Annotated in this window: 29 protein-coding genes and 2 pseudogenes; all 31 read left to right on the forward strand. The window is 68.8% G+C overall.

From position 1 onward, the window contains the following. The 31 genes and pseudogenes from rplB to MK177_00770 all read left to right on the forward strand — a co-directional run bounded on the left by rplB (position 1) and on the right by MK177_00770 (position 19,670). Positions 1-837, forward strand: a complete 837-nt coding sequence (gene rplB, locus MK177_00620; GenBank protein ID MCH2425818.1) for a 50S ribosomal protein L2 — start codon at positions 1-3, stop codon at positions 835-837. A gap of 6 nt (positions 838-843) precedes the next feature. Continuing rightward, on the forward strand, positions 844-1,122 hold the full coding sequence (gene rpsS, locus MK177_00625) for a 30S ribosomal protein S19 (GenBank protein MCH2425819.1): 279 nt from the start codon (positions 844-846) through the stop codon (positions 1,120-1,122). Continuing rightward, a pseudogene (rplV, locus tag MK177_00630) lies at positions 1,122-1,472 on the forward strand (50S ribosomal protein L22). The gene rpsS and the pseudogene rplV overlap by 1 nt, the downstream one beginning before the upstream one ends. Positions 1,473-1,777: 305 nt before the next feature. Further along, positions 1,778-2,404, forward strand: a pseudogene (rpsC, locus tag MK177_00635) (30S ribosomal protein S3). A gap of 323 nt (positions 2,405-2,727) precedes the next feature. After that, on the forward strand, positions 2,728-3,144 hold the full coding sequence (gene rplP, locus MK177_00640) for a 50S ribosomal protein L16 (protein ID MCH2425820.1): 417 nt from the start codon (positions 2,728-2,730) through the stop codon (positions 3,142-3,144). Between the two features lie 2 nt (positions 3,145-3,146). Beyond that, positions 3,147-3,383, forward strand: a complete 237-nt coding sequence (gene rpmC, locus MK177_00645; protein ID MCH2425821.1) for a 50S ribosomal protein L29 — start codon at positions 3,147-3,149, stop codon at positions 3,381-3,383. Next, positions 3,383-3,664, forward strand: coding sequence for a 30S ribosomal protein S17 (gene rpsQ, locus MK177_00650; protein ID MCH2425822.1), 282 nt, complete (start codon positions 3,383-3,385; stop codon positions 3,662-3,664). The genes rpmC and rpsQ overlap by 1 nt, the downstream gene beginning before the upstream one ends. After that, a complete protein-coding gene (gene rplN, locus MK177_00655) occupies positions 3,664-4,032 on the forward strand; it encodes a 50S ribosomal protein L14 (protein ID MCH2425823.1) in 369 nt (122 codons plus the stop codon). The genes rpsQ and rplN overlap by 1 nt, the downstream gene beginning before the upstream one ends. Position 4,033: 1 nt before the next feature. Continuing rightward, a complete protein-coding gene (gene rplX / locus MK177_00660; GenBank protein ID MCH2425824.1) occupies positions 4,034-4,348 on the forward strand; it encodes a 50S ribosomal protein L24 in 315 nt (104 codons plus the stop codon). Continuing rightward, positions 4,341-4,910 (forward strand): 50S ribosomal protein L5, encoded by a 570-nt coding sequence (gene rplE, locus MK177_00665; GenBank protein ID MCH2425825.1) that lies wholly within the window; start codon positions 4,341-4,343, stop codon positions 4,908-4,910. Before rplX ends, rplE begins: the two co-directional genes overlap by 8 nt. Beyond that, positions 4,910-5,095, forward strand: a complete 186-nt coding sequence (locus tag MK177_00670; protein ID MCH2425826.1) for a type Z 30S ribosomal protein S14 — start codon at positions 4,910-4,912, stop codon at positions 5,093-5,095. The genes rplE and MK177_00670 overlap by 1 nt, the downstream gene beginning before the upstream one ends. A 12-nt stretch (positions 5,096-5,107) precedes the next feature. Further along, positions 5,108-5,512, forward strand: a complete 405-nt coding sequence (gene rpsH, locus MK177_00675) for a 30S ribosomal protein S8 (GenBank protein MCH2425827.1) — start codon at positions 5,108-5,110, stop codon at positions 5,510-5,512. A 12-nt stretch (positions 5,513-5,524) separates the two neighbouring features. Next, positions 5,525-6,064, forward strand: coding sequence for a 50S ribosomal protein L6 (rplF, locus tag MK177_00680; protein MCH2425828.1), 540 nt, complete (start codon positions 5,525-5,527; stop codon positions 6,062-6,064). After that, complete coding sequence (gene rplR, locus MK177_00685; GenBank protein MCH2425829.1) at positions 6,061-6,417, forward strand: 50S ribosomal protein L18; 357 nt, start codon at positions 6,061-6,063, stop codon at positions 6,415-6,417. Before rplF ends, rplR begins: the two co-directional genes overlap by 4 nt. Then, positions 6,418-6,990: a 30S ribosomal protein S5 gene (gene rpsE / locus MK177_00690; GenBank protein MCH2425830.1), complete on the forward strand. Its 573-nt coding sequence runs from the start codon at positions 6,418-6,420 to the stop codon at positions 6,988-6,990. It abuts the gene before it with no gap. Between the two features lies 1 nt (position 6,991). Continuing rightward, complete coding sequence (gene rpmD, locus MK177_00695; protein ID MCH2425831.1) at positions 6,992-7,174, forward strand: 50S ribosomal protein L30; 183 nt, start codon at positions 6,992-6,994, stop codon at positions 7,172-7,174. Between the two features lies 1 nt (position 7,175). Next, positions 7,176-7,661 carry a 50S ribosomal protein L15 gene (gene rplO / locus MK177_00700; protein MCH2425832.1) on the forward strand — a complete coding sequence of 162 codons (486 nt, stop codon included), beginning with the start codon at positions 7,176-7,178 and terminating at the stop codon, positions 7,659-7,661. Positions 7,662-7,713: 52 nt separating this feature from the next. After that, entirely contained in the window at positions 7,714-9,036 is a 1,323-nt protein-coding gene (gene secY / locus MK177_00705) for a preprotein translocase subunit SecY (GenBank protein MCH2425833.1), read from the forward strand. Between the two features lie 2 nt (positions 9,037-9,038). Continuing rightward, entirely contained in the window at positions 9,039-9,626 is a 588-nt protein-coding gene (locus MK177_00710) for an adenylate kinase (GenBank protein ID MCH2425834.1), read from the forward strand. Between the two features lie 163 nt (positions 9,627-9,789). Continuing rightward, positions 9,790-10,014: a translation initiation factor IF-1 gene (gene infA, locus MK177_00715; GenBank protein MCH2425835.1), complete on the forward strand. Its 225-nt coding sequence runs from the start codon at positions 9,790-9,792 to the stop codon at positions 10,012-10,014. Positions 10,015-10,044: 30 nt separating this feature from the next. Then, positions 10,045-10,158, forward strand: a complete 114-nt coding sequence (rpmJ, locus tag MK177_00720) for a 50S ribosomal protein L36 (GenBank protein ID MCH2425836.1) — start codon at positions 10,045-10,047, stop codon at positions 10,156-10,158. A gap of 12 nt (positions 10,159-10,170) precedes the next feature. Further along, positions 10,171-10,548, forward strand: coding sequence for a 30S ribosomal protein S13 (rpsM, locus tag MK177_00725; protein ID MCH2425837.1), 378 nt, complete (start codon positions 10,171-10,173; stop codon positions 10,546-10,548). Next, positions 10,548-10,946 (forward strand): 30S ribosomal protein S11, encoded by a 399-nt coding sequence (gene rpsK / locus MK177_00730; protein MCH2425838.1) that lies wholly within the window; start codon positions 10,548-10,550, stop codon positions 10,944-10,946. Before rpsM ends, rpsK begins: the two co-directional genes overlap by 1 nt. A gap of 2 nt (positions 10,947-10,948) precedes the next feature. Beyond that, on the forward strand, positions 10,949-11,566 hold the full coding sequence (gene rpsD / locus MK177_00735) for a 30S ribosomal protein S4 (GenBank protein MCH2425839.1): 618 nt from the start codon (positions 10,949-10,951) through the stop codon (positions 11,564-11,566). 56 nt (positions 11,567-11,622) lie between these two features. Next, positions 11,623-12,561, forward strand: a complete 939-nt coding sequence (locus MK177_00740) for a DNA-directed RNA polymerase subunit alpha (protein ID MCH2425840.1) — start codon at positions 11,623-11,625, stop codon at positions 12,559-12,561. A gap of 4 nt (positions 12,562-12,565) precedes the next feature. Next, on the forward strand, positions 12,566-12,919 hold the full coding sequence (gene rplQ / locus MK177_00745; protein ID MCH2425841.1) for a 50S ribosomal protein L17: 354 nt from the start codon (positions 12,566-12,568) through the stop codon (positions 12,917-12,919). An 11-nt stretch (positions 12,920-12,930) separates the two neighbouring features. Next, a complete protein-coding gene (truA, locus tag MK177_00750; protein ID MCH2425842.1) occupies positions 12,931-13,743 on the forward strand; it encodes a tRNA pseudouridine(38-40) synthase TruA in 813 nt (270 codons plus the stop codon). Positions 13,744-13,925: 182 nt separating this feature from the next. Continuing rightward, positions 13,926-14,378, forward strand: coding sequence for a 50S ribosomal protein L13 (rplM, locus tag MK177_00755; protein ID MCH2425843.1), 453 nt, complete (start codon positions 13,926-13,928; stop codon positions 14,376-14,378). 14 nt (positions 14,379-14,392) lie between these two features. Next, the gene (gene rpsI, locus MK177_00760) at positions 14,393-14,785 is read left to right on the forward strand and encodes a 30S ribosomal protein S9 (protein MCH2425844.1); all 393 of its coding nucleotides are present in this window, start codon (positions 14,393-14,395) and stop codon (positions 14,783-14,785) included. A gap of 41 nt (positions 14,786-14,826) precedes the next feature. Continuing rightward, the gene (locus MK177_00765; protein ID MCH2425845.1) at positions 14,827-16,179 is read left to right on the forward strand and encodes a phosphoglucosamine mutase; all 1,353 of its coding nucleotides are present in this window, start codon (positions 14,827-14,829) and stop codon (positions 16,177-16,179) included. A gap of 77 nt (positions 16,180-16,256) precedes the next feature. Then, entirely contained in the window at positions 16,257-19,670 is a 3,414-nt protein-coding gene (locus MK177_00770; protein MCH2425846.1) for an SIS domain-containing protein, read from the forward strand. Positions 19,671-19,678 lie beyond the last annotated feature (8 nt).

Here is a 19,678-nt window from a genome sequence, read left to right on the forward strand (position 1 = left end):
ATGCCGCAGCGCAAGCGCAAGCCGACCAGTCCCGGCCGCCGGTTCCAGACCGTCGCCGACTTCTCGGACATCACGAAGACCACGCCGGAGCGGTCCCTGACCGAGAAGAAGACCAGCACCGGTGGTCGCAACAACTACGGCCGCAAGACGGCGCGCCACCGCGGTGGCGGCCACAAGCGCCAGTACCGGGTGATCGACTTCCGGCGCAATAAGGACGGCGTGCCGGCCAAGGTGGCTGCCCTCGAGTACGACCCGAACCGCAGTTGCCGGATCCTGCTCCTCCACTACCACGACGGCGAGAAGCGCTACATCCTCGCCCCGAAGGGCGTGCAGGTGGGAGAGACGTTGCAGTCCGGCCATGGCAGCGAGATCAGGTCGGGCAACGCCCTGCCGCTGCGCTACATCCCGGTCGGCACCGTGGTCCACAACGTCGAGATGCAGCCCGGCGGGGGCGGCAAGATCGCCCGTAGCGCCGGTTCCAGCGTCCAGCTGGTCGCCAAGGAGGGCGACTTCGCCACCCTGCGCCTGCCCAGCACGGAGATGCGGCGAGTCCGCATCGACTGCCGTGCCACGGTCGGCGAGGTTGGCAACCAGGAACACGAGTTGACCAAGATCGGGAAGGCCGGTCGCAACCGCTGGAAGGGCGTCCGCCCGCAGACCCGCGGTGTCGCGATGAACCCGGTCGACCACCCACTGGGCGGCGGCGAGGGCAAGTCCTCCGGTGGCCGGCATCCGGTGTCGCCCTGGGGCCAGCCCGAGGGCCGTACCCGCAAGCGGGGCAAGCAGTCCGACAAGATGATCGTGCGTCGCCGCCGTCGGCGCGGGTCGCGGAGGTAATCGGCGATGCCGAGGAGTCTCAAAAAGGGTCCGTTCGTGGACGACCACCTACTCAAGAAGGTGGACGTGTTGAACGCGTCCGGAGAAAAGAGGGTCATCAGGACGTGGTCGCGCCGGTCCACCATCGTGCCCGAAATGGTCGGTCACACGATCGGTGTCCACGACGGCCGCAAGCACGTCCCGGTGTACGTGACCGAGTCGATGGTCGGGCACAAGCTGGGTGAGTTCGCCCCGACCCGGACCTTCCGCTCCCACGCCGGCCAGGAGAAGGGCGGCAACCGCTGATGGTCGCCGCCAAGACCAACGAGCGTCCGGGAACCCGGGCCGTCGTCCGGTACGTCCGCGTGTCGGCCTCCAAGGCCCGCGAGGTACTCGACCTCATCCGCGGCGAGTCGTACGGCCGGGCAGCCGAGATCCTGGCGTTCTCCGAGCGTTCCGTGTCCGAGGTCATCGCCAAGGGCCTCGACTCGGCGGTCGCCAACGCCGAGAACAACGACGGCATCCCGGCCGAGGAACTCCATGTGTCGGCCTGCTACGCCGACGAGGGTCCGACGCTGAAGCGCTGGCGACCCCGTGCCCGGGGACGGGCCACCCGCATCAACAAGCGGACCTGCCACATCACGATCATCGTGAGCCGGTACGACGAGGCGACCCTAGAGGTCCTGCGCGAGCGTGAGGCCTCCAGTGGCCGGGTCGGGTCGAGTGCCCATGCAGCGGAGTCCCGCCGCCAGCGGGTCCAGCGCAGCCGTGCCGCCGCCGAGGAGGCAGCGCACGACCATGACCACGAGGACGATGACGTGGCGCCGGTGGTAGCCGAGTCCGCCGATGCGGCCGAAGACGCCGCTGAGACTGCCGAAGATGCCGCCGAGACCGCCGAAGATGCCGCCGTGGAGAACGACGCCGACGAGTCGGCCGACGACGCTGAGAAAGAGGCCACCTGATGGGCCAGAAGGTCAATCCGTACGGCTTCCGCCTGGGGATCACCACCGACTGGAAGTCGCGGTGGTTCGCCAGTAGGCAGGAGTACGCCGAGAACCTCATCCAGGACTGGAAGGTCCGCGACTACCTCATGACAGAGCTGCCGCACGCAGCCATCAGCCGGGTCGAGGTGGAGCGCACCCGCGACCGGGTCCGCGTCGACGTCCACACCGCACGACCGGGCATCGTCATCGGTCGAAAGGGCACCGAGGCCGACCGCCTGCGGGCCGGTCTGGGTGAGATCACCGGGAACAACAGCGTCCAGCTCAACATCCAGGAGATCAAGGAACCGGAGCTGGACGCGGCCCTGATAGCCCAGGGTGTGGCCGACCAGTTGGCCGGCCGGGTCGCCTTCCGTCGGGCCATGAAGCGCGCCGTCCAGAACGCCCAGAAGGCCGGCGCCCTGGGGATCCGGGTCCAGTGCTCGGGCCGCCTGGGTGGCGCCGAGATGTCCAGGACCGAGTGGTACCGCGAGGGCCGGGTGCCGTTGCAAACGCTGAGGGCCGACATCGACTACGGATTCCGTGAGTCCCGTACCACCTACGGCCGCATCGGCGTGAAGGTCTGGATCTACCGGGGCGACATCCTGCCCTACAAGAGCCTGCTCGAGGACAAGGTCACGAAGGAGGCCGCCATGGCCGTCGGGGAGACGTCAGGGCAGGCCAGGCCACGCACCGTCGTTTCGTCGGCCGCCGCCCGCCGTCGAACCGATGCGGCCGAGGCCACGCAGGCGACCGAGGCCGAGGCCGAGGCCGAGGCCGAGGCACCTATCGCCGAGGCTGAGCCGACACCGCTGGTCAAGGAGGGCGACGCCGAGTTCGAGAAGCTCCTGGCCGAGGAGGAGGCCATCGAGGCCTCCACCCGCGAGGCCCATGAGACACCGCACTTCCGCGGCGGGGACGGTGACTGACCGTGCTGATGCCGAAGAAGGTCCGCCACCGCAAGCACCACCGCGGGCGCCTTAGGGGCACCTCCAAGGGCCAGACCGAGATCACCTTCGGTGAGTTCGGGATCCAGGCCCTCGAGCCGGGCTGGATCACCGCCCGCCAGATCGAAGCAGCCCGTATCGCCATGACCCGCCACATCAAGCGTGGCGGCAAGGTGTGGATCAACGTCTTCCCCGACAAGCCCGTCACCGAGAAGCCGGCCGAGACCCGCATGGGTTCGGGCAAGGGCAACCCGGAGAAGTGGGTAGCCGTGGTGAAGCCGGGTCGCGTGCTGTTCGAGTTGTCCTACCACGACGCCGAGGTCGCCCGGGCCGCCCTGGACCGTGCCATCCAGAAGCTGCCGATCAAGGCGCGCTTCATCGTCCGTGAGGAGGGCTTCTAGCCATGGCGAAGAAGAAGCCACTTGCCGACCTCGGCGATACCGACCTGCGGGAGCGGCTCGGCGATGCCAAGGAGGAACTGTTCAACCTCCGCTTCCAGCTGGTCACCGGCCAGCTCGAGAACCACGCCCGGGTCGGGCGGGTCAAGAAGGAGGTAGCCCGTGTGCTGACCGAGCTGCGGGCCCGTGAGATCGACGCCGCCGAGGCCCTCGAGGCCGCAGGCGAGGAGGTGGCCGACTGATGGCCGAGACGAACGAAGCGACGGCCGAGCGCCCCAACCGCCGCAAGGTGCGTGAGGGCGTTGTGGTGTCCGACGTCCAGGACAAGACCGCGATCATCAAGACGGTCGACCGGGTCCGTCACCGGCGCTACGCCAAGACCGTCCAGCGGACCAAGCGCCTCCACGTCCATGACGAGGAGAACCAGCTGAACGTGGGCGACCGCGTGCGTGTCCAGGAGACCCGTCCCGTCTCCAAGCTCAAGCGCTGGCGCCTGGTCGAGATCCTCGAGAGGGCGAAGTAATGATCCAGCAGGAAACCCGTCTTCGGGTCGCCGACAACTCGGGTGCCCGTGAGGTGCTGTGCATCAAGGTGCTCGGTGGCTCCAAGCGGCGCTACGCCTCGATCGGCGACATCTTCGTGGCCACGGTGAAGGACGCCAACCCGGGTGCGGCCGTCAAGAAGGGCGAGGTCGTCAAGTGCGTCGTGGTGCGCACCAAGAAGGAGTGCCGCCGTCCCGACGGCTCCTACATCCGGTTCGACGAGAACGCCGCCGTGCTCATCAACGACCAGAACCAGCCGCGTGGCACCCGCATCTTCGGACCCGTGGGCCGCGAGCTGCGGGACCACAAGTTCATGCGGATCGTCTCGCTCGCCCCGGAGGTGCTCTGAGATGAAGATCAGGAAGGGTGACAGGGTCCGTGTCATGGCGGGCAAGGACAAGGGCAGGGAGGGCAAGGTGAGCCGGGCCATCCCCGCCGACAACAAGGTGATCGTGGAGGGCGTGAACATCGCCAAACGCCACCAGAAGTCGACCAGTGTGACCATGCAGGGCGGCATCATCGACAAGGCCATGCCGGTCGACGCCTCCAACGTGGCCATGCTGAGCCCGTCCGACGGCCGTCCGACCCGCATCGGGTACAGGTTCAACGACGCCGGCGACAAGGTCCGGATCTGCAGGCGGACGGGGGTGGACCTCGATGGCTGACACCGTGACGGCGAGCGTGCGTCTGCGTGAGCGCTACTCGGCCGAGATCCGCGATTCGCTGAAGGAGGAGCTGGGCCTGACGAACGTGATGCAGGTTCCCCGGCTGGAGAAGATCGTGGTCAACATGGGCGTCGGCGACGCCGCCCAGCAGGCCAAGCTCCTGGACGGGGCGGTGAGCGACCTCGAGGCCATTACCGGCCAGAAGCCGATCATCACCCGGGCCCGGATGTCGATCTCGAACTTCAAGCTCCGCGAGGGCCAGGCCATCGGGGCCAAGGCGACCCTCCGCGGTGACCGCATGTACGAGTTCCTGGATCGCCTAATCACGTTGGCGATTCCCCGGATCCGCGACTTCCGGGGCCTAAACCCCCAGTCGTTCGACGGCAACGGGAACTACACGTTCGGCGTGACCGAACAGTTGATCTTCCCGGAGGTCGACTACGACAAGGTCGATCGAACCCGGGGAATGGACATCACGATCGTGACGTCCGCGTCCGACGACGTCAGTGGGCGGGCACTGCTCACGGCGTTCAAGTTCCCGTTCCGAAAGGAAGGGCAGTAGTGGCCAAGAAAGCACTGGTCAACAAGCAGCAGAAGACCCCGAAGTTCAAGGTTCGGGCCTACACGCGTTGCCGACGTTGTGGTCGGCCGCGTTCGGTCTACCGGGCCTTCAACCTCTGTCGGATCTGCCTTCGGAACATGGCCCATGCGGGAGAGATCCCCGGGCTTACGAAGTCGAGTTGGTGAGGAGGATCTGACATGACCATGACCGATCCCGTCGCCGACATGCTGACGCGTATCCGCAACGCCAACCAGGCGATGCACGACGGCGTGAAGATGCCGTCGTCCAAGCAGAAGGTGGCGCTCGCCGACATACTCAAGACCGAGGGCTACATCCGCGACTACGCGGTGTCCGATTCGACGACCGGCCCCGGCAAGATGCTGACCATCGAGATGAAGTACTCCTCCGAGAGGGAGCGCGTCATCAGCGGTGTGAAGCGGGTGTCCAAGCCGGGCCTGCGCATCTACAGCGCTTCCAACAGGATCCCGCGGGTACTGGGTGGTCTCGGCGTCGCCGTGATCTCCACCAGCCGCGGGCTGATGAGCGACCGCGAGGCTCGCCGCCGGAGGATCGGCGGCGAGGTCCTCTGCTACGTCTGGTAGGGGAGGCAGGACATGTCCAGAATCGGAAAGGCTCCCATCACCGTGCCGTCGGGCGTCGAGGTCTCAATCGACGGCCGTCAGGTGGCAGTCAAGGGCCCCAAGGGCGCCCTGGACCTCGAGGTGCCCGGTGACATCACCGTGCGTCGTGACGGCGAGGAGATCGTCGTCGAACGGCCGGACGACCAGCGGCAGAACCGGGCCCTGCACGGCCTGACGCGTTCGCTGGTCAACAACATGGTCGTCGGCGTGTCCGAGGGCTTCGCCAAGGAGCTCCAGATCGTCGGCATCGGCTACCGCTGCATCGCCAAGGGCTCAGATGTTCTCGAGCTGCAGCTCGGCTTCAGCCACGCGATCGAGGTCAGGGCGCCGGACGGCATCTCCTTCGACGTCCCGGAGCCCACCCGCATCATCGTGTCGGGCCCCGACAAGCAGGTCGTCGGCCAGGTGGCCGCCGACATCCGTTCGTACCGCAAGCCGGAGCCCTACAAGGGCAAGGGCGTGCGGTACCTCGGTGAGCACGTGGCCCGCAAGGCTGGAAAGGCGGCGAAGTGAGCAACGTCGATCGTTACAGGGCGCGCCAGCGCCGTCACCGCCGGATCCGCAAGTCGGTCCAGGGGACCGCGGCGCGGCCCCGTCTGGCGGTGTTCCGCTCGTCGCGTCACATCACGGCACAGGTCATCGACGACCAGACCGGGCAGACGGTGGCAGCCGTGTCGACCCAGCAGGCCGGCGTGGCCGACGGGGTGACGGGCGTGGCCGCCGCGACCGAGGTCGGCCGCCTCGTAGCCGAGCGGGCCCGGGAAGCCGGGATCGCCACCGTGGTGTTCGACCGCGGTGGCTACAAGTACCACGGCCGGGTGGCGGCGCTCGCCGATGCCGCCCGCGACGCCGGATTGGAGTTCTAAGTGGCACAGCACACAAACGACGAGGCGTCTCTCCGGGAGTCTCGGGTCATCCACATCAACCGCGTGGCGAAGGTCGTCAAGGGCGGTCGCCGGTTCTCCTTCACCGCCCTGGTGGTTATCGGCGACGGTGCCGGACGGGTCGGCCTGGGCTACGGCAAGGCCAAGGAGGTCCCGCTGGCAATCCAGAAGGGGACCGAGGAGGCCAAGCGCAACCTGTTCAGCGTGCCGCGGACCGGCTCGACCATCATCCACCCCGTCCTGGGGGTCATGGGTGCTGGTCGTGTCCTGCTCCGGCCCGCCGCCCCCGGTACCGGGGTGATAGCCGGTGGAGCCGCCCGCGCCATCCTGGAGGAGGCCGGTATCCACGACGTCCTGTGCAAGTCACAGGGTTCGGCGAACCACATCAACGTGGCCAGGGCCACCATCGCAGGACTCAAGGCGTTGCGCCGGCCCGACGAGATCGCCCGCCTGCGGGGCCTGGATCCCGAGGAGTTCGTCCCGAGCGCCCTGCTCGAGTCCTATCGCCGCACCGAGGCCGGTGTCGGCGCCACCAGCGGTTCGGACGGTGAGTGACATGGCACAGCTCATCGTCACCCAGGTACGGAGTGGTATCGGCGCCAAGCCCAAGGCACGGGGAACGCTGCGCGCCCTGGGTCTGGGACGCATCGGCCGCAGCAACACCCTGCCCGACCGTGGCGAGATCCGGGGCATGATCGCCCGGGTCCCGCACCTGGTCGAGGTCGAGGAGGTCGACTGAGATGAAGGTCCACGATCTGAAGCCGGCCCCCGGGTCCACGAAGCGCGCCAAGCGCGTAGCCCGCGGCATCGGAGGCAAGGGCGCCAAGACGGCCGGCCGTGGCATGAAGGGCCAGCGGGCCCGCAACACCGTGCGCGTCGGCTTCGAGGGCGGACAGATGCCGTTCCACCAGCGGATTCCGAAGCTCAAGGGTTTCAAGAACCCGTTCCGCGTGGAGTACCAGGCGGTGAACCTCGACACCCTCGAGTCCTGCGGGCTGGACGAGGTCTCGCCCGAGACCCTGCACGCCAAGGGCCTGGTCGGCAAGAAGTCTCTGGTCAAGGTGCTGGGCCGCGGTGAGCTCACCCGGGCGGTGACCGTGAGGGTGCATGCCTTCTCGTCGTCCGCCGAGGCCGCCATCACCGCCGCCGGTGGCAGTGTCGAGAAGCTTCCGCTGCCGTTCGCAGTGCGGCCTCCTGCTTCCGGCAACGCCCTGATGAACCGCTGACCGGCTCGAAGCCGACCGGTCCCACATACCCAGACGATCGACAGGAGTCCACGTGCTCTCCAGCATGCTGAACATGTTCAGGGTGGCCGATCTGCGCAAGCGGATCGTCTTCACCCTCCTCATGATCCTGCTCTACCGGATCGGTGCGTTCATGCCGGCCCCGGGCATCGACGTCGAGCAGGTGCAGCTGTTGCGCGACCGTGCGGACCAGGGCGGCGTGCTGGCATTCATGCAGCTCTTCTCCGGTGGCTCGCTGACCAGCTTCGCCGTGTTTGCCCTGGGCGTGATGCCGTACATCACGGCGTCGATCATCATGCAGGTTCTCGGCGTGGTGGTGCCTCGCATCGAGCAGTGGCAGCAGCAGGGAGCGGTCGGCCAGCGCAAGATCACCCAGTGGACCCGCTACCTGACGGTGGTCATCGCCGTCATCCAGTCCACGAGCTTCGCCTTCCTGTTCAACGACAGGGGCAACTCGATTTCCGGCCAGTCGGGTGCGAACCTGCTGCCCAACTTCCACATCGGCACGGTGAGCGTGGTCGTCCTGACGCTGACCGCCGGTACGGCGCTGCTCATGTGGATGGGCGAGCTGATCACCCAGAAGGGGATCGGCAACGGCATGTCGCTGCTGATCATGATCTCGATCGTGAGTGGCTTCCCCGCCCAGGGTTCGCTGATCCAGGCCGAGAACGGCTCGGTGGCCCTGGCCATCGTGTTGGCCGTGCTGGTCAGCCTCGTGGCGGCAATCGTGTTCATCGAGCAGGGCCAGCGCCGTATCCCGGTGCAGTTTGCCAAGCGGGTGGTCGGGCGTCGGATGTACGGCGGCCAGAACACCTACATCCCGCTGAAGGTGAACCAGTCGGGTGTGATCCCGATCATCTTCGCCTCGTCGGTCCTCTACCTGCCGGTGCTGATCGCCGCCGCCCTGCCGTGGGAGGGCTTCCGCGGCTGGATCGACGACAACCTGGCCCAGCCGGACAACGTCTTCTACTTCACGATCACCGGCCTCCTGATCGTCGGCTTCGCGTACTTCTACACGGCGATCACGTTCGATCCCGTGAAGCAGGCCGACACCATCCGCAAGCAGGGCGGCTTCGTACCCGGTATCCGGCCCGGCTACCAGACCGAGCGGTACCTGGCCAGGATCCTGTCCCGGATCACCCTGCCAGGTGCCCTGTTCATCGCCGGCGTGGCCCTGATCCCATCCATCCTCATCAACGTCTTCCTGGACACCAGTGCCGGCGTGGGCTCGGGCGGTGCGGCCGGGTTCGGCTTCATAGGCATCTCGATCCTGATCGCGGCCGGCGTGTCGCTGGAGACGATGAAGCAGGTCGATTCCCAGCTGACGATGCGCAACTACGAGGGCTTCCTCAAGTAGTCATGACCGCAGTCCATCTCGTCATCCTCGGCCGCCAGGGGTCGGGAAAGGGCACACAGGCGGCCCGGCTCGTCGAGCTCTACCGCCCGATCCACGTCTCCACCGGCGACATGCTGCGCGCCGCGGTGGCCGCCGGGACCGAGTTGGGCCTGCAGGCCAGGGCCCTGATGGACGCCGGCGACCTGGTGGGTGACGACCTGATCAACGGGATCGTGTCCGAGCGCCTCGCCCAGCCCGACGTCGCCGAGAACGGCTTCCTCCTCGACGGCTATCCCCGCACCCCCGACCAGGCAGCCGCGATGGAGGTGTTCCTGGTAGAGGCAGGTACGCCCCTGGATGCTGCGGTGAACCTGGACGTCCCGGTCGACGAGGTCACGGCCCGCATGCTGGCGCGGGGGAGGGCCGATGACACCGAGGAGGCCATCCGGCGGCGCCTAGCCCTGTACGAATCCGAGACCGCCCCGCTGCTGGCCTGGTTCGCCGACCGGGGACTGCTCGACGTGGTCGACGGCCTGGGTGACGTCGACGTGGTCTTCGGCCGCCTCGCCGACGTCATCGACGGCCGCATGAGCGTCGCAGACGCGTCGTGACCTGCGGTTCTGTCCGTCACACCAGGCGTAGCGGGTTGGACCACCGGGGGCCCTGCGATAGCGTTGTCCACTGGCTTGTGCCGGGTCTGCGCCCATGGGAGCGGACCTCGAGCCTCGGAGTCCCCACTCCACCGTTTAGTCCGTGACTACCAGGAGCACCACACTGCAGAAGCCCAAGGAAGACGCGATCGTGCTGGAGGGCAAGGTTCTGGAACCCCTGCCCAACGCCATGTTCCGGGTCGAACTGGAGAACGGCCACAACGTCCTGGCCCACATCTCCGGGAAGATGCGGATGCACTACATCCGGATCCTTCCGGGCGACCGCGTCCAGGTGGAGCTCACCCCGTACGACCTCCAGCGGGGTCGGATCACATACCGCTACAAGTAGCCCGCTGGCCGGGACACGAGAGAGAACAGCATGAAAGTCCGAACAAGCGTCAAGCGAATCTGTGAGAAGTGCCGGGTGATCCGGCGTCACGGTCGCGTCCAGGTCATCTGCACCAACCCCCGTCACAAGCAGCGTCAGGGCTAGAGGAACTCAGGCATGGCACGAATTTCCGGAGTCGACGTCCCCCGCGAGAAGCGGGTCCTGATCTCGTTGACCTACATCCACGGCATCGGCCGGTCCTCCGCGGCGAACGTCTGCGAGGCCACCGGCGTCGATCCCACTACCCGGGTGAGTGACCTCAGCGACAACGAGGTCACGGCGATCCGCGCGTTCATCGACCAGCAGCTGAAGGTCGAGGGCGACCTCCGCCGTGAGGTGTCCCAGAACATCAAGCGGAAGATGGACATCGGCTGCTACCAGGGCCTGCGCCACCGTCGCGGCCTGCCGGTCCGCGGTCAGCGCACCCACACCAATGCCCGGACCCGCAAGGGACCGCGCAAGACGGTCGCCAACAAGAAGCAGGTCACGACGTAATGGCTAAGCCGTCCGCCGGGGGTCGACGCCCCCGCAAGAAGGAACGGAAGAACGTCCCGCACGGCGTGGCGCACATCAAGAGTTCCTTCAACAACACGATCATCACCATCACCGACCAGGGTGGGAACACCCTGGCGTGGGCATCGGCCGGCAACGTCGGCTTCAAGGGCTCCCGCAAGTCGACGCCCTTCGCCGCCCAGATGGCCGCCGAGCAGTGCGCCCGGAGCGCCATGGAGCACGGCATTCGCAAGGTCGACGTGGTGGTCCGCGGTCCGGGTTCCGGACGGGAGACCGCCATCCGCACCATCCAGAACACGGGCATCGAGGTGACCGGCATCAAGGACGTCACCCCGATTCCCCACAACGGCTGCAGGCCGCCCAAGCGACGGAGGGTCTGAGGATGTCCCGCTACACAGGCCCCAAGGCCCGGGTCTCCCGGCGCCTGGGCACCAACATCTTCGGCACCAAGGGTGAGGTGGTGGCGCTGGACAAGCGTCCGTACCCCCCCGGGGAGCACGGCCGTACCCGGCGTCGGGGCAACCCGTCCGAGTACCTGCTGCAGCTCCAGGAGAAGCAGAAGGCACGCTTTTCCTACGGCCTCACCGAGAAGCAGTTCCGCCGGGTCTACGAGGAGGCCAGCCGCCGTCAGGGCGTGACCGGCGAGAACATGCTCCGGTTCCTGGAGCTGCGCCTGGACAACGTGGTCTACCGGGCCGGCATGGCCGCCACCCGCGCCCAGGCACGCCAGCTCGTCAACCACGGCCACGTCGACGTGAACGGTCGCCGGGTGGACATCCCCAGCTACCGCTGCAAGAAGGGCGACGTCGTCGTCCTGCGCGCCAAGGCACGCAAGATGATCGTCGTCCAGTGGAACATCGATGTCCTGGACCGCCAGTCCCCGGCCTGGCTGGAGATGGGGGACAACGGCCACGAGGTCACCGTCCGCGAGCTGCCGGTCCGCGACCAGATCGACGTGCCGGTCCGCGAGCAGCTCATCGTCGAGCTCTACTCGAAGTAGTAACCGGCCCGCCACGAGCCGAAACCCATACCCGCAACAGGCAAGAAGGACATTCCATGCTGGTCATTCAGCGACCGACCGTCGAAGCGGTCGACGAGGCCGAGGGCAACCGTCAGCAGTTCTCGATCGGCCCGCTCGAGCCGGGATTCGGCCACACCCTGGGCAACTCGCTCCGCCGTACCCTGCTGTCGTCCATTCCAGGCGCAGCGGTCACCCAGATCAAGTTCGATGACGCACTGCACGAGTTCGGCACCATCGACGGGGTCGTGGAGGATGTCACCGACATCGTCCTGAACCTGAAGGACGTAGAGCTGCGCTGCCACAGCGACGAGCCGGTGACGCTGCGCGTCGACGTGCGTGGCGCTGCCGAGGTCACCGCCTCGGCACTCGAGACCAACGAGCAGGTCGAGGTCCTGAACCCGGGCCTGCACCTGGCCACGGTGACGGCCAAGGGCCGCCTCGCCCTCGAGCTGACCGTCGAGGTCGGCCGTGGCTACCTCGGGTCGGATCGTTCCAGCGGCGATGGCGTCATCGGCGTCATCCCCGTGGACGCCCTGTTTTCACCGGTGCGTCGGGTGTCGATCGACGTGGAGCCCGTCTCCGTCGGTCAGGCTCAGGACATGGACCGGCTGGTGCTGGACATCACCACCGACGGCTCGCTGACCCCGCGCGACGCCCTGGCCTCGGCCGGCGCCACCCTGCGGACCCTCGTGCAGCTGGTCGAGGACATGAGCGACGAGGCCCGTGGCCTGGAGCTCGGCGAGACGGAGGAGTTGGGCGGAAGCTCACCGGACCTGGACCTCCCCATCGAGGACCTGGACCTCTCCGAGCGTCCCCGCAACTGCCTCAAGCGGGCACAGGTCGACACCATCGGCCAGTTGCTGGACAAGACCGAGGACGACCTCCTGGCAGTCACCAACTTCGGCCAGAAGTCGCTGGACGAGGTCATCGAGAAGCTGGACGAGCGCGGTCTGGCGCTCCGGGTGAGGAACTGACCCCATGCCCGCCACCCCCAGGAGGGGCCGTCGCTTCGGTGGCAGTTCCGCACACCAGAAGTCGATGATGGCCAACCTGGTCGCCTCGCTCATCGCCGCCGAGGCGATCACGACCACCGAGGCGAAGGCCAAGGCTCTCCGCCCCATCGCGGAGAAGATGATCACGAAGGCCAAGAAGGGCGGCCTGCACAACCACCGCCAGGTGGTGTCGTTCCTTCGTGACCGGGAGATGGCGGCCAAGCTGTTCGACGACATCGGACCGCGCTACACCGACCGGCCCGGTGGCTACACCCGGATCCTGAAGGTGGGCCCGCGCCACGGCGACAACGCGCCGATGGCGCGCATTGAGCTGGTCTGAGCCCGCCCGTCATGCGGGTCCGGGGAGGCGTCGCCTACGACGGAGCCCCGTTCCACGGTTTCGCCCCCAACGCCGGCGTTCCCACAGTCGCCGGCCTCCTGGACGAGGCGCTCTCCCGCGTGCTGCGGACCCGGGTGGTCGTCGCCTGCGCAGGCCGTACCGACCGGGGGGTCCACGCCGTCGGCCAGGTCATCAGCTTCGATGCCCCCGACGACGTCGACCTGGATCTTCTGCGGCGGTCGGTGAACCGGCAGTGCGGCCCGTCGGTGGTGGTATCCACGCTGCAGCGGGCTCCGGACGACTTCGACGCCCGGTTCAGCGCCACCGGGCGGACCTACAGGTACCGGATCCTGAACCGTCCTGATGCCGACCCGTTCACCACGTCACGAGTCTGGCACGTTTCCGATGCCCTCGACCTGGAGGCCATGGAGGCCGCCACGGCCCACCTCGTGGGCGAGCACGACTTCTCGTCGTTCTGCCGGCGGCGCCCACCCCTACCGGATGGCACGGCTGCGACCATGGTGCGCCGGATCACCGGTGCGTCCTGGCGGCGGTTGGCCGACGACCTGTCGGGTGTGGAACTGCTGGAGTTCGAGGTCTCGGCGTCGGCCTTCTGCCACCAGATGGTCAGGTCGGTGGTCGGCACCCTGGTCGAAGTGGGGCGGGGCCGCCTGGCTGCCGGCTCCATTCCCGGGATCCTGGCCGCCTGTGACCGTCGGGCGGCCGGGGAACCGGCGCCGCCCGGTGGCCTGACCTTCTGGTCCGTGGCCTACCCGGAGGAGGGCGGCGCGTCCTACTCCGGCGGCGCTCCGGAGGTCGGTTGAGACCGGCGGAAACCCAGCTATGGCGCGTGTCTCACCGGGTCCCGGCGGGTTGCCGGTGGGGGGAGGCGGCCCTAGCCTTGGTCCCCGGTCCGATCGCGCCCGGTTTCGGCGCTGATCCCCGGTGGTCGAACCGGCCTCCGTGGTCCTCATCCAGTGTTCTCTCCACGAAACAGGTGGTTTCCGTGTCCACGTACACCCCCAAGGCCAGCGAGATCCAGCGTGCCTGGCACGTCGTCGACGCCGATGGTCTGATCCTCGGACGTATGGCGTCTGGGGTGGCGGCGATTCTCCGCGGCAAGCACAAGCCGACCTTCGCCCCCCACATCGACACCGGTGACCACGTCGTGATCATCAACGCCGACAAGGTCGTCCTGACCGGCGCCAAGGCGACCGACAAGAACGTCTACGACCACTCCGGGTATCCGGGCGGTCTCCGCACCCGGTCCTACGGCGAGTTCCTGGCGTCGAAGCCGGAGGAGGCGGTCCGTCGGACCATCCGGGGCATGCTCCCCAAGAACCGCCTGGGTCGCCAGCAGATCACCAAGTTGAAGGTCTACCGCGGTGCCGACCATCCGCACGAGGCTCAGCAGCCGCAGCCGCTGGCCCTCGACCACGCCCGGGCCCGCACGGCCTGAACCAGGAGCCTCCGATGTCCAGCCCCCTCATCCAGTCCACCGGTCGTCGCAAGCGGTCGGTCGCCCGTGTCCGGCTCCGTCCCGGTACCGGCAACGTGACGGTGAACGGCCGCACGGCCGAGGACTACTTCCCGTCGGAGAGCCACCGCCTGGTGTTCATGGAGCCGCTCCGGGTCACGGCGACCGAGGGCGCATACGACATCGACGTGACGCTCCACGGTGGTGGTGTGAGTGGCCAGGCCGGTGCCATGCGGCTCGGCATCTCCCGCGCGCTGGAGGCCCTTGAGCCCGAGCGCCGTCCTGCCCTGAAGCAGGCGGGCCTCCTGACGCGGGATGACCGCAAGAAGGAGTCCAAGAAGTACGGCCTCCACAAGGCCCGCAAGGCGCCGCAGTACTCCAAGCGCTGAGCGGCGGCCCGACGTCCGGTCCGGCTTCTACGCTGCCCTGCATGGCAGGAGCAGGGGTCCCTCCAGCGGGCCTCCGATTCGGTACCGATGGCGTACGCGCCCGTGCTGGCACGCGACTCGACGAACCGGTCGTCCGCGCCCTCGGGGCGGCCGCCGCAGGGTTTCTGGGGGCCGACCGGGTGTTCGTCGGCCGTGACACGCGGGAGTCCGGGCCGGGCCTGTCCCGGGCACTTGCGGAGGGGCTGTCCGCCGGTGGCCTGGACGTGGTGCAGATGGGCGTGGTCCCGACACCGGCCGTTGCCCATGCCGCCGCCGCCGGCGCCGCCGCTGCCGCCATGGTCTCGGCGTCGCACAACCCGTGGCAGGACAACGGGGTCAAGCTGTTCTCGGCCGGAGGGTTGAAGCTGGACGATGCCGTTCAGGCCGCCGTGCAGGACGCCTGGGACACGACGCCCCGACTCGAGGACCCGGTCCCGGTCGACGGATGGTCGGACGAAGCATCCACCGAGGCCTCCCGCCACTGGGTGGACGCCGTGGTGGCGTCCGTGCGACCCGGAGCCCTGGCCGGTCTGGGCCTCGTCGTGGACTGCGCCAACGGTGCCACCTCGTCGTTGGCTGGCGGCGCGTTGGCCCGCCTGGGGGCCGACGTCACGGTGATCAACTCCGAACCCGACGGGCGGAACATCAACGAGGGCTGTGGGTCGACCCGTCCCGGTGGACTGCAGGCCGCCGTGCTGGCCCTCGGGGCCGACGCCGGCCTGGCCCTTGACGGCGACGGCGACCGGGTGGTGGCCGTGGGCGACGACGGGAGGCTGCTGGACGGCGACGACCTGCTGGCCGTCTGTGGGGTGGACCGCAACGAGCGGGGAACCCTGCCCGGTTCCACGGTGGTGGTGACCGTCATGGCCAACCTGGGGCTCCGACGGGCTCTGGACGACCACGGGATAGCCGTCCACGAGACGGCGGTTGGCGACCGGTACGTGCTGGAGGCCCTGGAGGCCAACGGGTGGTCGCTGGGCGGCGAGCAGTCGGGACACGTGATCTTCCGGGACCTGGCCACGACGGGCGACGGCCTGCTCACCGGGATCCAGGCCCTCGACGCAGCCAGGCGGGCCGACCGGTCTCTGGGTGGTCGCGCGGCCGACCTGGTGGTCCGTGCCCCGCAGGTGCTGCATGCCGTCCCCGTGGTCGGCGACGCAGCGGCCCTGGTGGCGGTGCTGGCGGGCGAGATCGCTGCGGCCGCCGCGGATCTGGGTGATGCCGGACGGTTGCTGGTGCGTCCGTCTGGCACCGAACCGGTGGTGAGGGTGATGGTCGAGGCATTCGACGCGGGCACTGCGTCGGAGGTGGCCGGGCGCCTCGTTGAGGCTGTCGAGCGGGCTGACCGAACCTGAGCCCGTAGAATTCCTAGAGTTGTCGCGCTGGCCGTCGAATCGGTTCGGCGGGACGGAAAGGGCAGAGACCAGGACACATGTGCGGCATCATCGCGGTCCTCCGCCGTCCCTCCGGTCGAGCCGTTCCCGGCTCCGACGACGTCCTCGCACCGCTCGTCGCCGCCGTGGACCTCCTGGGCACGGCGGATCCGTCCCGGCTGTCCGACGCCGCCGATCTGCTCGAGGGGGCTGACCGCCTGTTGGGCGGGGTTCCCGGACTCCTGGCCCTGGATCGGGATCCCTCGTTGGTGGGGCGCGTCACGGCCACCCTGGCCGTGGCTCCAAGGCTACTCGTCGGCTTCGAAGAGGTGCTCGGGGAGTCGACCGACGTGGAGGAGGCCAACGCCGCCCTGGTCCGGGTGCGGGACGCCCTGTGGTCCGTCACCCGGGACCGCCTTGGAACGCATGCGGGTGTGGCGTCCCTGCGCAGTGCGGCTCCCGCGCCCAGCGACGCCGGCCTGGCAGTGTTGCTGTCCACCCAGCAGGCCCTGTCGGCGATAGACCGCCTGGAGGTCCGCGGCCGGGATTCTGCCGGTCTCCAACTCACCCTTTGGGACCACGGCCTCGATCCGGCCGACCCGGCGGTCGTGGCCCGCACGGCGGATCCCCTGCACCGCACGGGCAGCGTGCGGGTCCTGGACGGTGGCGGCCTGGCCTTCGTGGTGAAGGTGGCTGCCGAGATCGGTGAGCTGGGTGACAACACGGCGGCGCTACGCGGCGCCCTGGCCGCCGACGGGCTGCTGGCCCGGGCCCTGGCGGCACCGGCCGTCGAGGGATCGCTGCTGGGCCACACCCGTTGGGCCAGCGTGGGCCTCATCTCCGAACCCAACGCACACCCGCTGGACTCCACCCGGGCCGACGGCGAGCCGTCAGGCGTGGTCACGGCGGTCCAGAACGGGGACGTGGACAACCACGTCGACCTGGTGGTCGCGGAGGGCCTCAGCGTGGCGCCCGAGATCACCACCGATGCCAAGATCGTGCCCACCCTGTGTGCCGCCCACCTCGCTGCCGGCCACGACCACCGCGAGGCCTTCCGGCGGACCGTGAGCGTGATCGAGGGTTCGCTGGCGATCGGCGCGGTGGTCGGGGACGCTCCGGGCCGGCTCCTGCTGGCCCTGCGGGGAAGTGGCCAGGGCCTCTATGTCGGCCTGGCCGAGGACGCCTTCGTGGTGGCCAGCGAGCCCTACGGGGTGGTGGAGATGACCGGCCGGTACCTGCGGATGGAGGGCGAGACGCCAGCCGACCCGGCTGACCCGGCGGCCAGCAGGGGCCAGATCGTGGAGTTGGAGGCGGCCCTGGCCGGCACGGTCGAGGGGATCCGCCGCCGGTCCTACGACGGTCGGGACCTGCCGGTGGGTGGCGACGACCTGACCGGGGCGGAGATAACCACCCGTGACATTGACCGGGGCGACCACCCACACTTCCTGTTGAAGGAGATCGGCGAGTCCCCGGCGTCGGTCCGGTCCACCCTCCGGGGCCGTCTGGCGGGCGATGCCGCGGGTGGGTTCGAGGTCCGCCTGGGGGTGGCGTCGTTGGGCGAGGGCCTGCGCGCCGACCTGGCTTCGGGGGCGATCCGTCGGGTGCTGGTGATCGGCCAGGGGACCGCCGCGGTGGCCGCGATGGCTGTGGCCAGGTCGCTGGCCGACGAGCTGGCCGGGTCGGGCATCGAGGTGGATGCCCTGCCGGCCACCGAGCTCTCGGGCTTCGGGCTCTCGCCGGACATGGCCGACGTCATGGTCGTGGCCATCAGCCAGTCGGGCACCACCACCGACACGAACCGCACAGTCGACCTGGTGCGGTCCCGCGGGGCCCGGGTGGTGGCCATCGTGAACCGTCGTAACAGCGACCTCGTGGACCGGTCGGATGGCGTGCTGTACACGTCGGACGGCCGGGACGTCGAGATGAGCGTGGCCTCCACCAAGGCCTTCTACGCCCAGGCGGTGGCCGGCGTGCTGCTGGCCGTGGCGGTGGCCGACGCCGCCGGGCTGCCGGGATCACCGGAGCGGTCCGAGGTGCTGGCGGGCCTCCAGGGCCTGCCCGATGCCATGGACGACGTGCTGGCCATGCGGGACCGGATTGCCGAGATCGCCGAACGGCACGCTCCGGCCCGTCGCTACTGGGCGGTGGTGGGCAGTGGTCCGAACCTGACAGCGGCTCGGGAGATCCGGATCAAGCTCTCGGAGCTCTGCTACAAGTCGATCGCCGCGGATGCCACCGAGGACAAGAAGCACATCGACCTGTCGGCCGAGCCGATGATCCTGGTGTGCGCCACGGGGCTGGTGGGCTCGACTGCCGACGACGTGGCCAAGGAGGTGGCCATCTACCGGGCCCACAGGGCCGCACCGGTGGTCGTCGCCGACGCAGGCTCGTCCCGGTTCGCCGGGGCTCTGGACGTCATCGCAGTACCGCAGGTCCACCCCAGCCTGGCCTTCCTGCTGTCGGCGATGGTCGGCCACCTTTTCGGGTATGAGGCGGCCAGGGCCATCGACGCCCAGGCACGACCCCTCCGGAAGGCGCACGCGGCGATCGAGCACGAGGCGCAGCGACGCCAGTCCACGGCCGCCGAGCCCGGCGAAGCGGCCGACGGCACCCTGCTGGAGGACCTCAGGGTGGCGGCATCCGCCTTCTTCGACGAACTGCGCAGCGGACGCCTGAACGGCAACCTGGAGGCTTCTACCGCCGTGCGCCTCTCGACACACTTCCGGTTCGCCCTGGGCGACGTGCCGTTGGAGTCGTACCAGCTGGAGTTCGGACGGGTCGGGACACCGGCGCTGGTCCTGGACGACCTGGCCGCCTCGCTGACGGTGGCCATCGAGGAGCTCACCCGCCCCATCGATGCCATCAAGCACCAGGCCAAGACGGTGACCGTGGGTATCTCCCGTACCGACGAGACGCTCTTCGAGGCCCGCCTGGCCCGCGTGGTCTTGGACGCCGGCACCCCCCGGGACTCCCTCAGCTACCGGACGCTGCGTGTGCTGGTCGCCTTGGATCCGGCGGTGGCCGAGGTGGTGGGCTTCACCCGCTACCGGGTGGACGGGCTGGACGGACCTGTGCCCACGGTGGCGATCATGGACCGAGGTGGCGTGTCTATCGGGATCCCGTCGCGCACCGACCGCGATCCCACCCTGCGGGGCACCAAGCACCGCGTTGCCGTCGAGCGCGACGTGCTGGTGACTCGCGGTGCCCGCGACGACCGGACCATCGTGCTGGTCCCCGAGGTGAAGGACCGGGAGACGGTCGGCCTCACCCTGTTGCACGTGGTGCTGCGTGATCGCCTGGCGCCGGACGTCCTGCGCGGCGTTCTCCAGGGGTACGACAACCGCTACGGCGCTGTGCGCGATGCCGTGTGCGAGACCGAGCCCGACCTGCGCGACGACCTTCTGGCCGAGTTGCCCGTGGTGGACCTGCTGACCGAGCCGGTGCTGGTCGTAGCAGACCGGCTGCGGGACTGATCGGCCGA

Source organism: Acidimicrobiales bacterium (assembly GCA_022452145.1).
Lineage (GTDB): Bacteria > Actinomycetota > Acidimicrobiia > Acidimicrobiales > MedAcidi-G1 > UBA9410.

Excerpts from the sequence above, each read along its gene's own strand:
- rplB (MCH2425818.1), top strand. The coding sequence starts at position 1 with ATGCCGCAGCGCAAGCGCAAGCCGACCAGTCCCGGCCGCCGGTTCCAG.
- rpsS (MCH2425819.1), top strand. The coding sequence starts at position 844 with ATGCCGAGGAGTCTCAAAAAGGGTCCGTTCGTGGACGACCACCTACTC.
- rpmC (MCH2425821.1), top strand. The coding sequence starts at position 3,147 with ATGGCGAAGAAGAAGCCACTTGCCGACCTCGGCGATACCGACCTGCGG.
- rpsQ (MCH2425822.1), top strand. The coding sequence starts at position 3,383 with ATGGCCGAGACGAACGAAGCGACGGCCGAGCGCCCCAACCGCCGCAAG.
- rplN (MCH2425823.1), top strand. The coding sequence starts at position 3,664 with ATGATCCAGCAGGAAACCCGTCTTCGGGTCGCCGACAACTCGGGTGCC.
- rplX (MCH2425824.1), top strand. The coding sequence starts at position 4,034 with ATGAAGATCAGGAAGGGTGACAGGGTCCGTGTCATGGCGGGCAAGGAC.
- rplE (MCH2425825.1), top strand. The coding sequence starts at position 4,341 with ATGGCTGACACCGTGACGGCGAGCGTGCGTCTGCGTGAGCGCTACTCG.
- rpsH (MCH2425827.1), top strand. The coding sequence starts at position 5,108 with ATGACCATGACCGATCCCGTCGCCGACATGCTGACGCGTATCCGCAAC.
- rplF (MCH2425828.1), top strand. The coding sequence starts at position 5,525 with ATGTCCAGAATCGGAAAGGCTCCCATCACCGTGCCGTCGGGCGTCGAG.
- rpmD (MCH2425831.1), top strand. The coding sequence starts at position 6,992 with ATGGCACAGCTCATCGTCACCCAGGTACGGAGTGGTATCGGCGCCAAG.
- rplO (MCH2425832.1), top strand. The coding sequence starts at position 7,176 with ATGAAGGTCCACGATCTGAAGCCGGCCCCCGGGTCCACGAAGCGCGCC.
- MK177_00710 (MCH2425834.1), top strand. The coding sequence starts at position 9,039 with ATGACCGCAGTCCATCTCGTCATCCTCGGCCGCCAGGGGTCGGGAAAG.
- rpmJ (MCH2425836.1), top strand. The coding sequence starts at position 10,045 with ATGAAAGTCCGAACAAGCGTCAAGCGAATCTGTGAGAAGTGCCGGGTG.
- rpsM (MCH2425837.1), top strand. The coding sequence starts at position 10,171 with ATGGCACGAATTTCCGGAGTCGACGTCCCCCGCGAGAAGCGGGTCCTG.
- rpsK (MCH2425838.1), top strand. The coding sequence starts at position 10,548 with ATGGCTAAGCCGTCCGCCGGGGGTCGACGCCCCCGCAAGAAGGAACGG.
- rpsD (MCH2425839.1), top strand. The coding sequence starts at position 10,949 with ATGTCCCGCTACACAGGCCCCAAGGCCCGGGTCTCCCGGCGCCTGGGC.
- MK177_00740 (MCH2425840.1), top strand. The coding sequence starts at position 11,623 with ATGCTGGTCATTCAGCGACCGACCGTCGAAGCGGTCGACGAGGCCGAG.
- rplQ (MCH2425841.1), top strand. The coding sequence starts at position 12,566 with ATGCCCGCCACCCCCAGGAGGGGCCGTCGCTTCGGTGGCAGTTCCGCA.
- truA (MCH2425842.1), top strand. The coding sequence starts at position 12,931 with ATGCGGGTCCGGGGAGGCGTCGCCTACGACGGAGCCCCGTTCCACGGT.
- rpsI (MCH2425844.1), top strand. The coding sequence starts at position 14,393 with ATGTCCAGCCCCCTCATCCAGTCCACCGGTCGTCGCAAGCGGTCGGTC.
- MK177_00765 (MCH2425845.1), top strand. The coding sequence starts at position 14,827 with ATGGCAGGAGCAGGGGTCCCTCCAGCGGGCCTCCGATTCGGTACCGAT.
- MK177_00770 (MCH2425846.1), top strand. The coding sequence starts at position 16,257 with ATGTGCGGCATCATCGCGGTCCTCCGCCGTCCCTCCGGTCGAGCCGTT.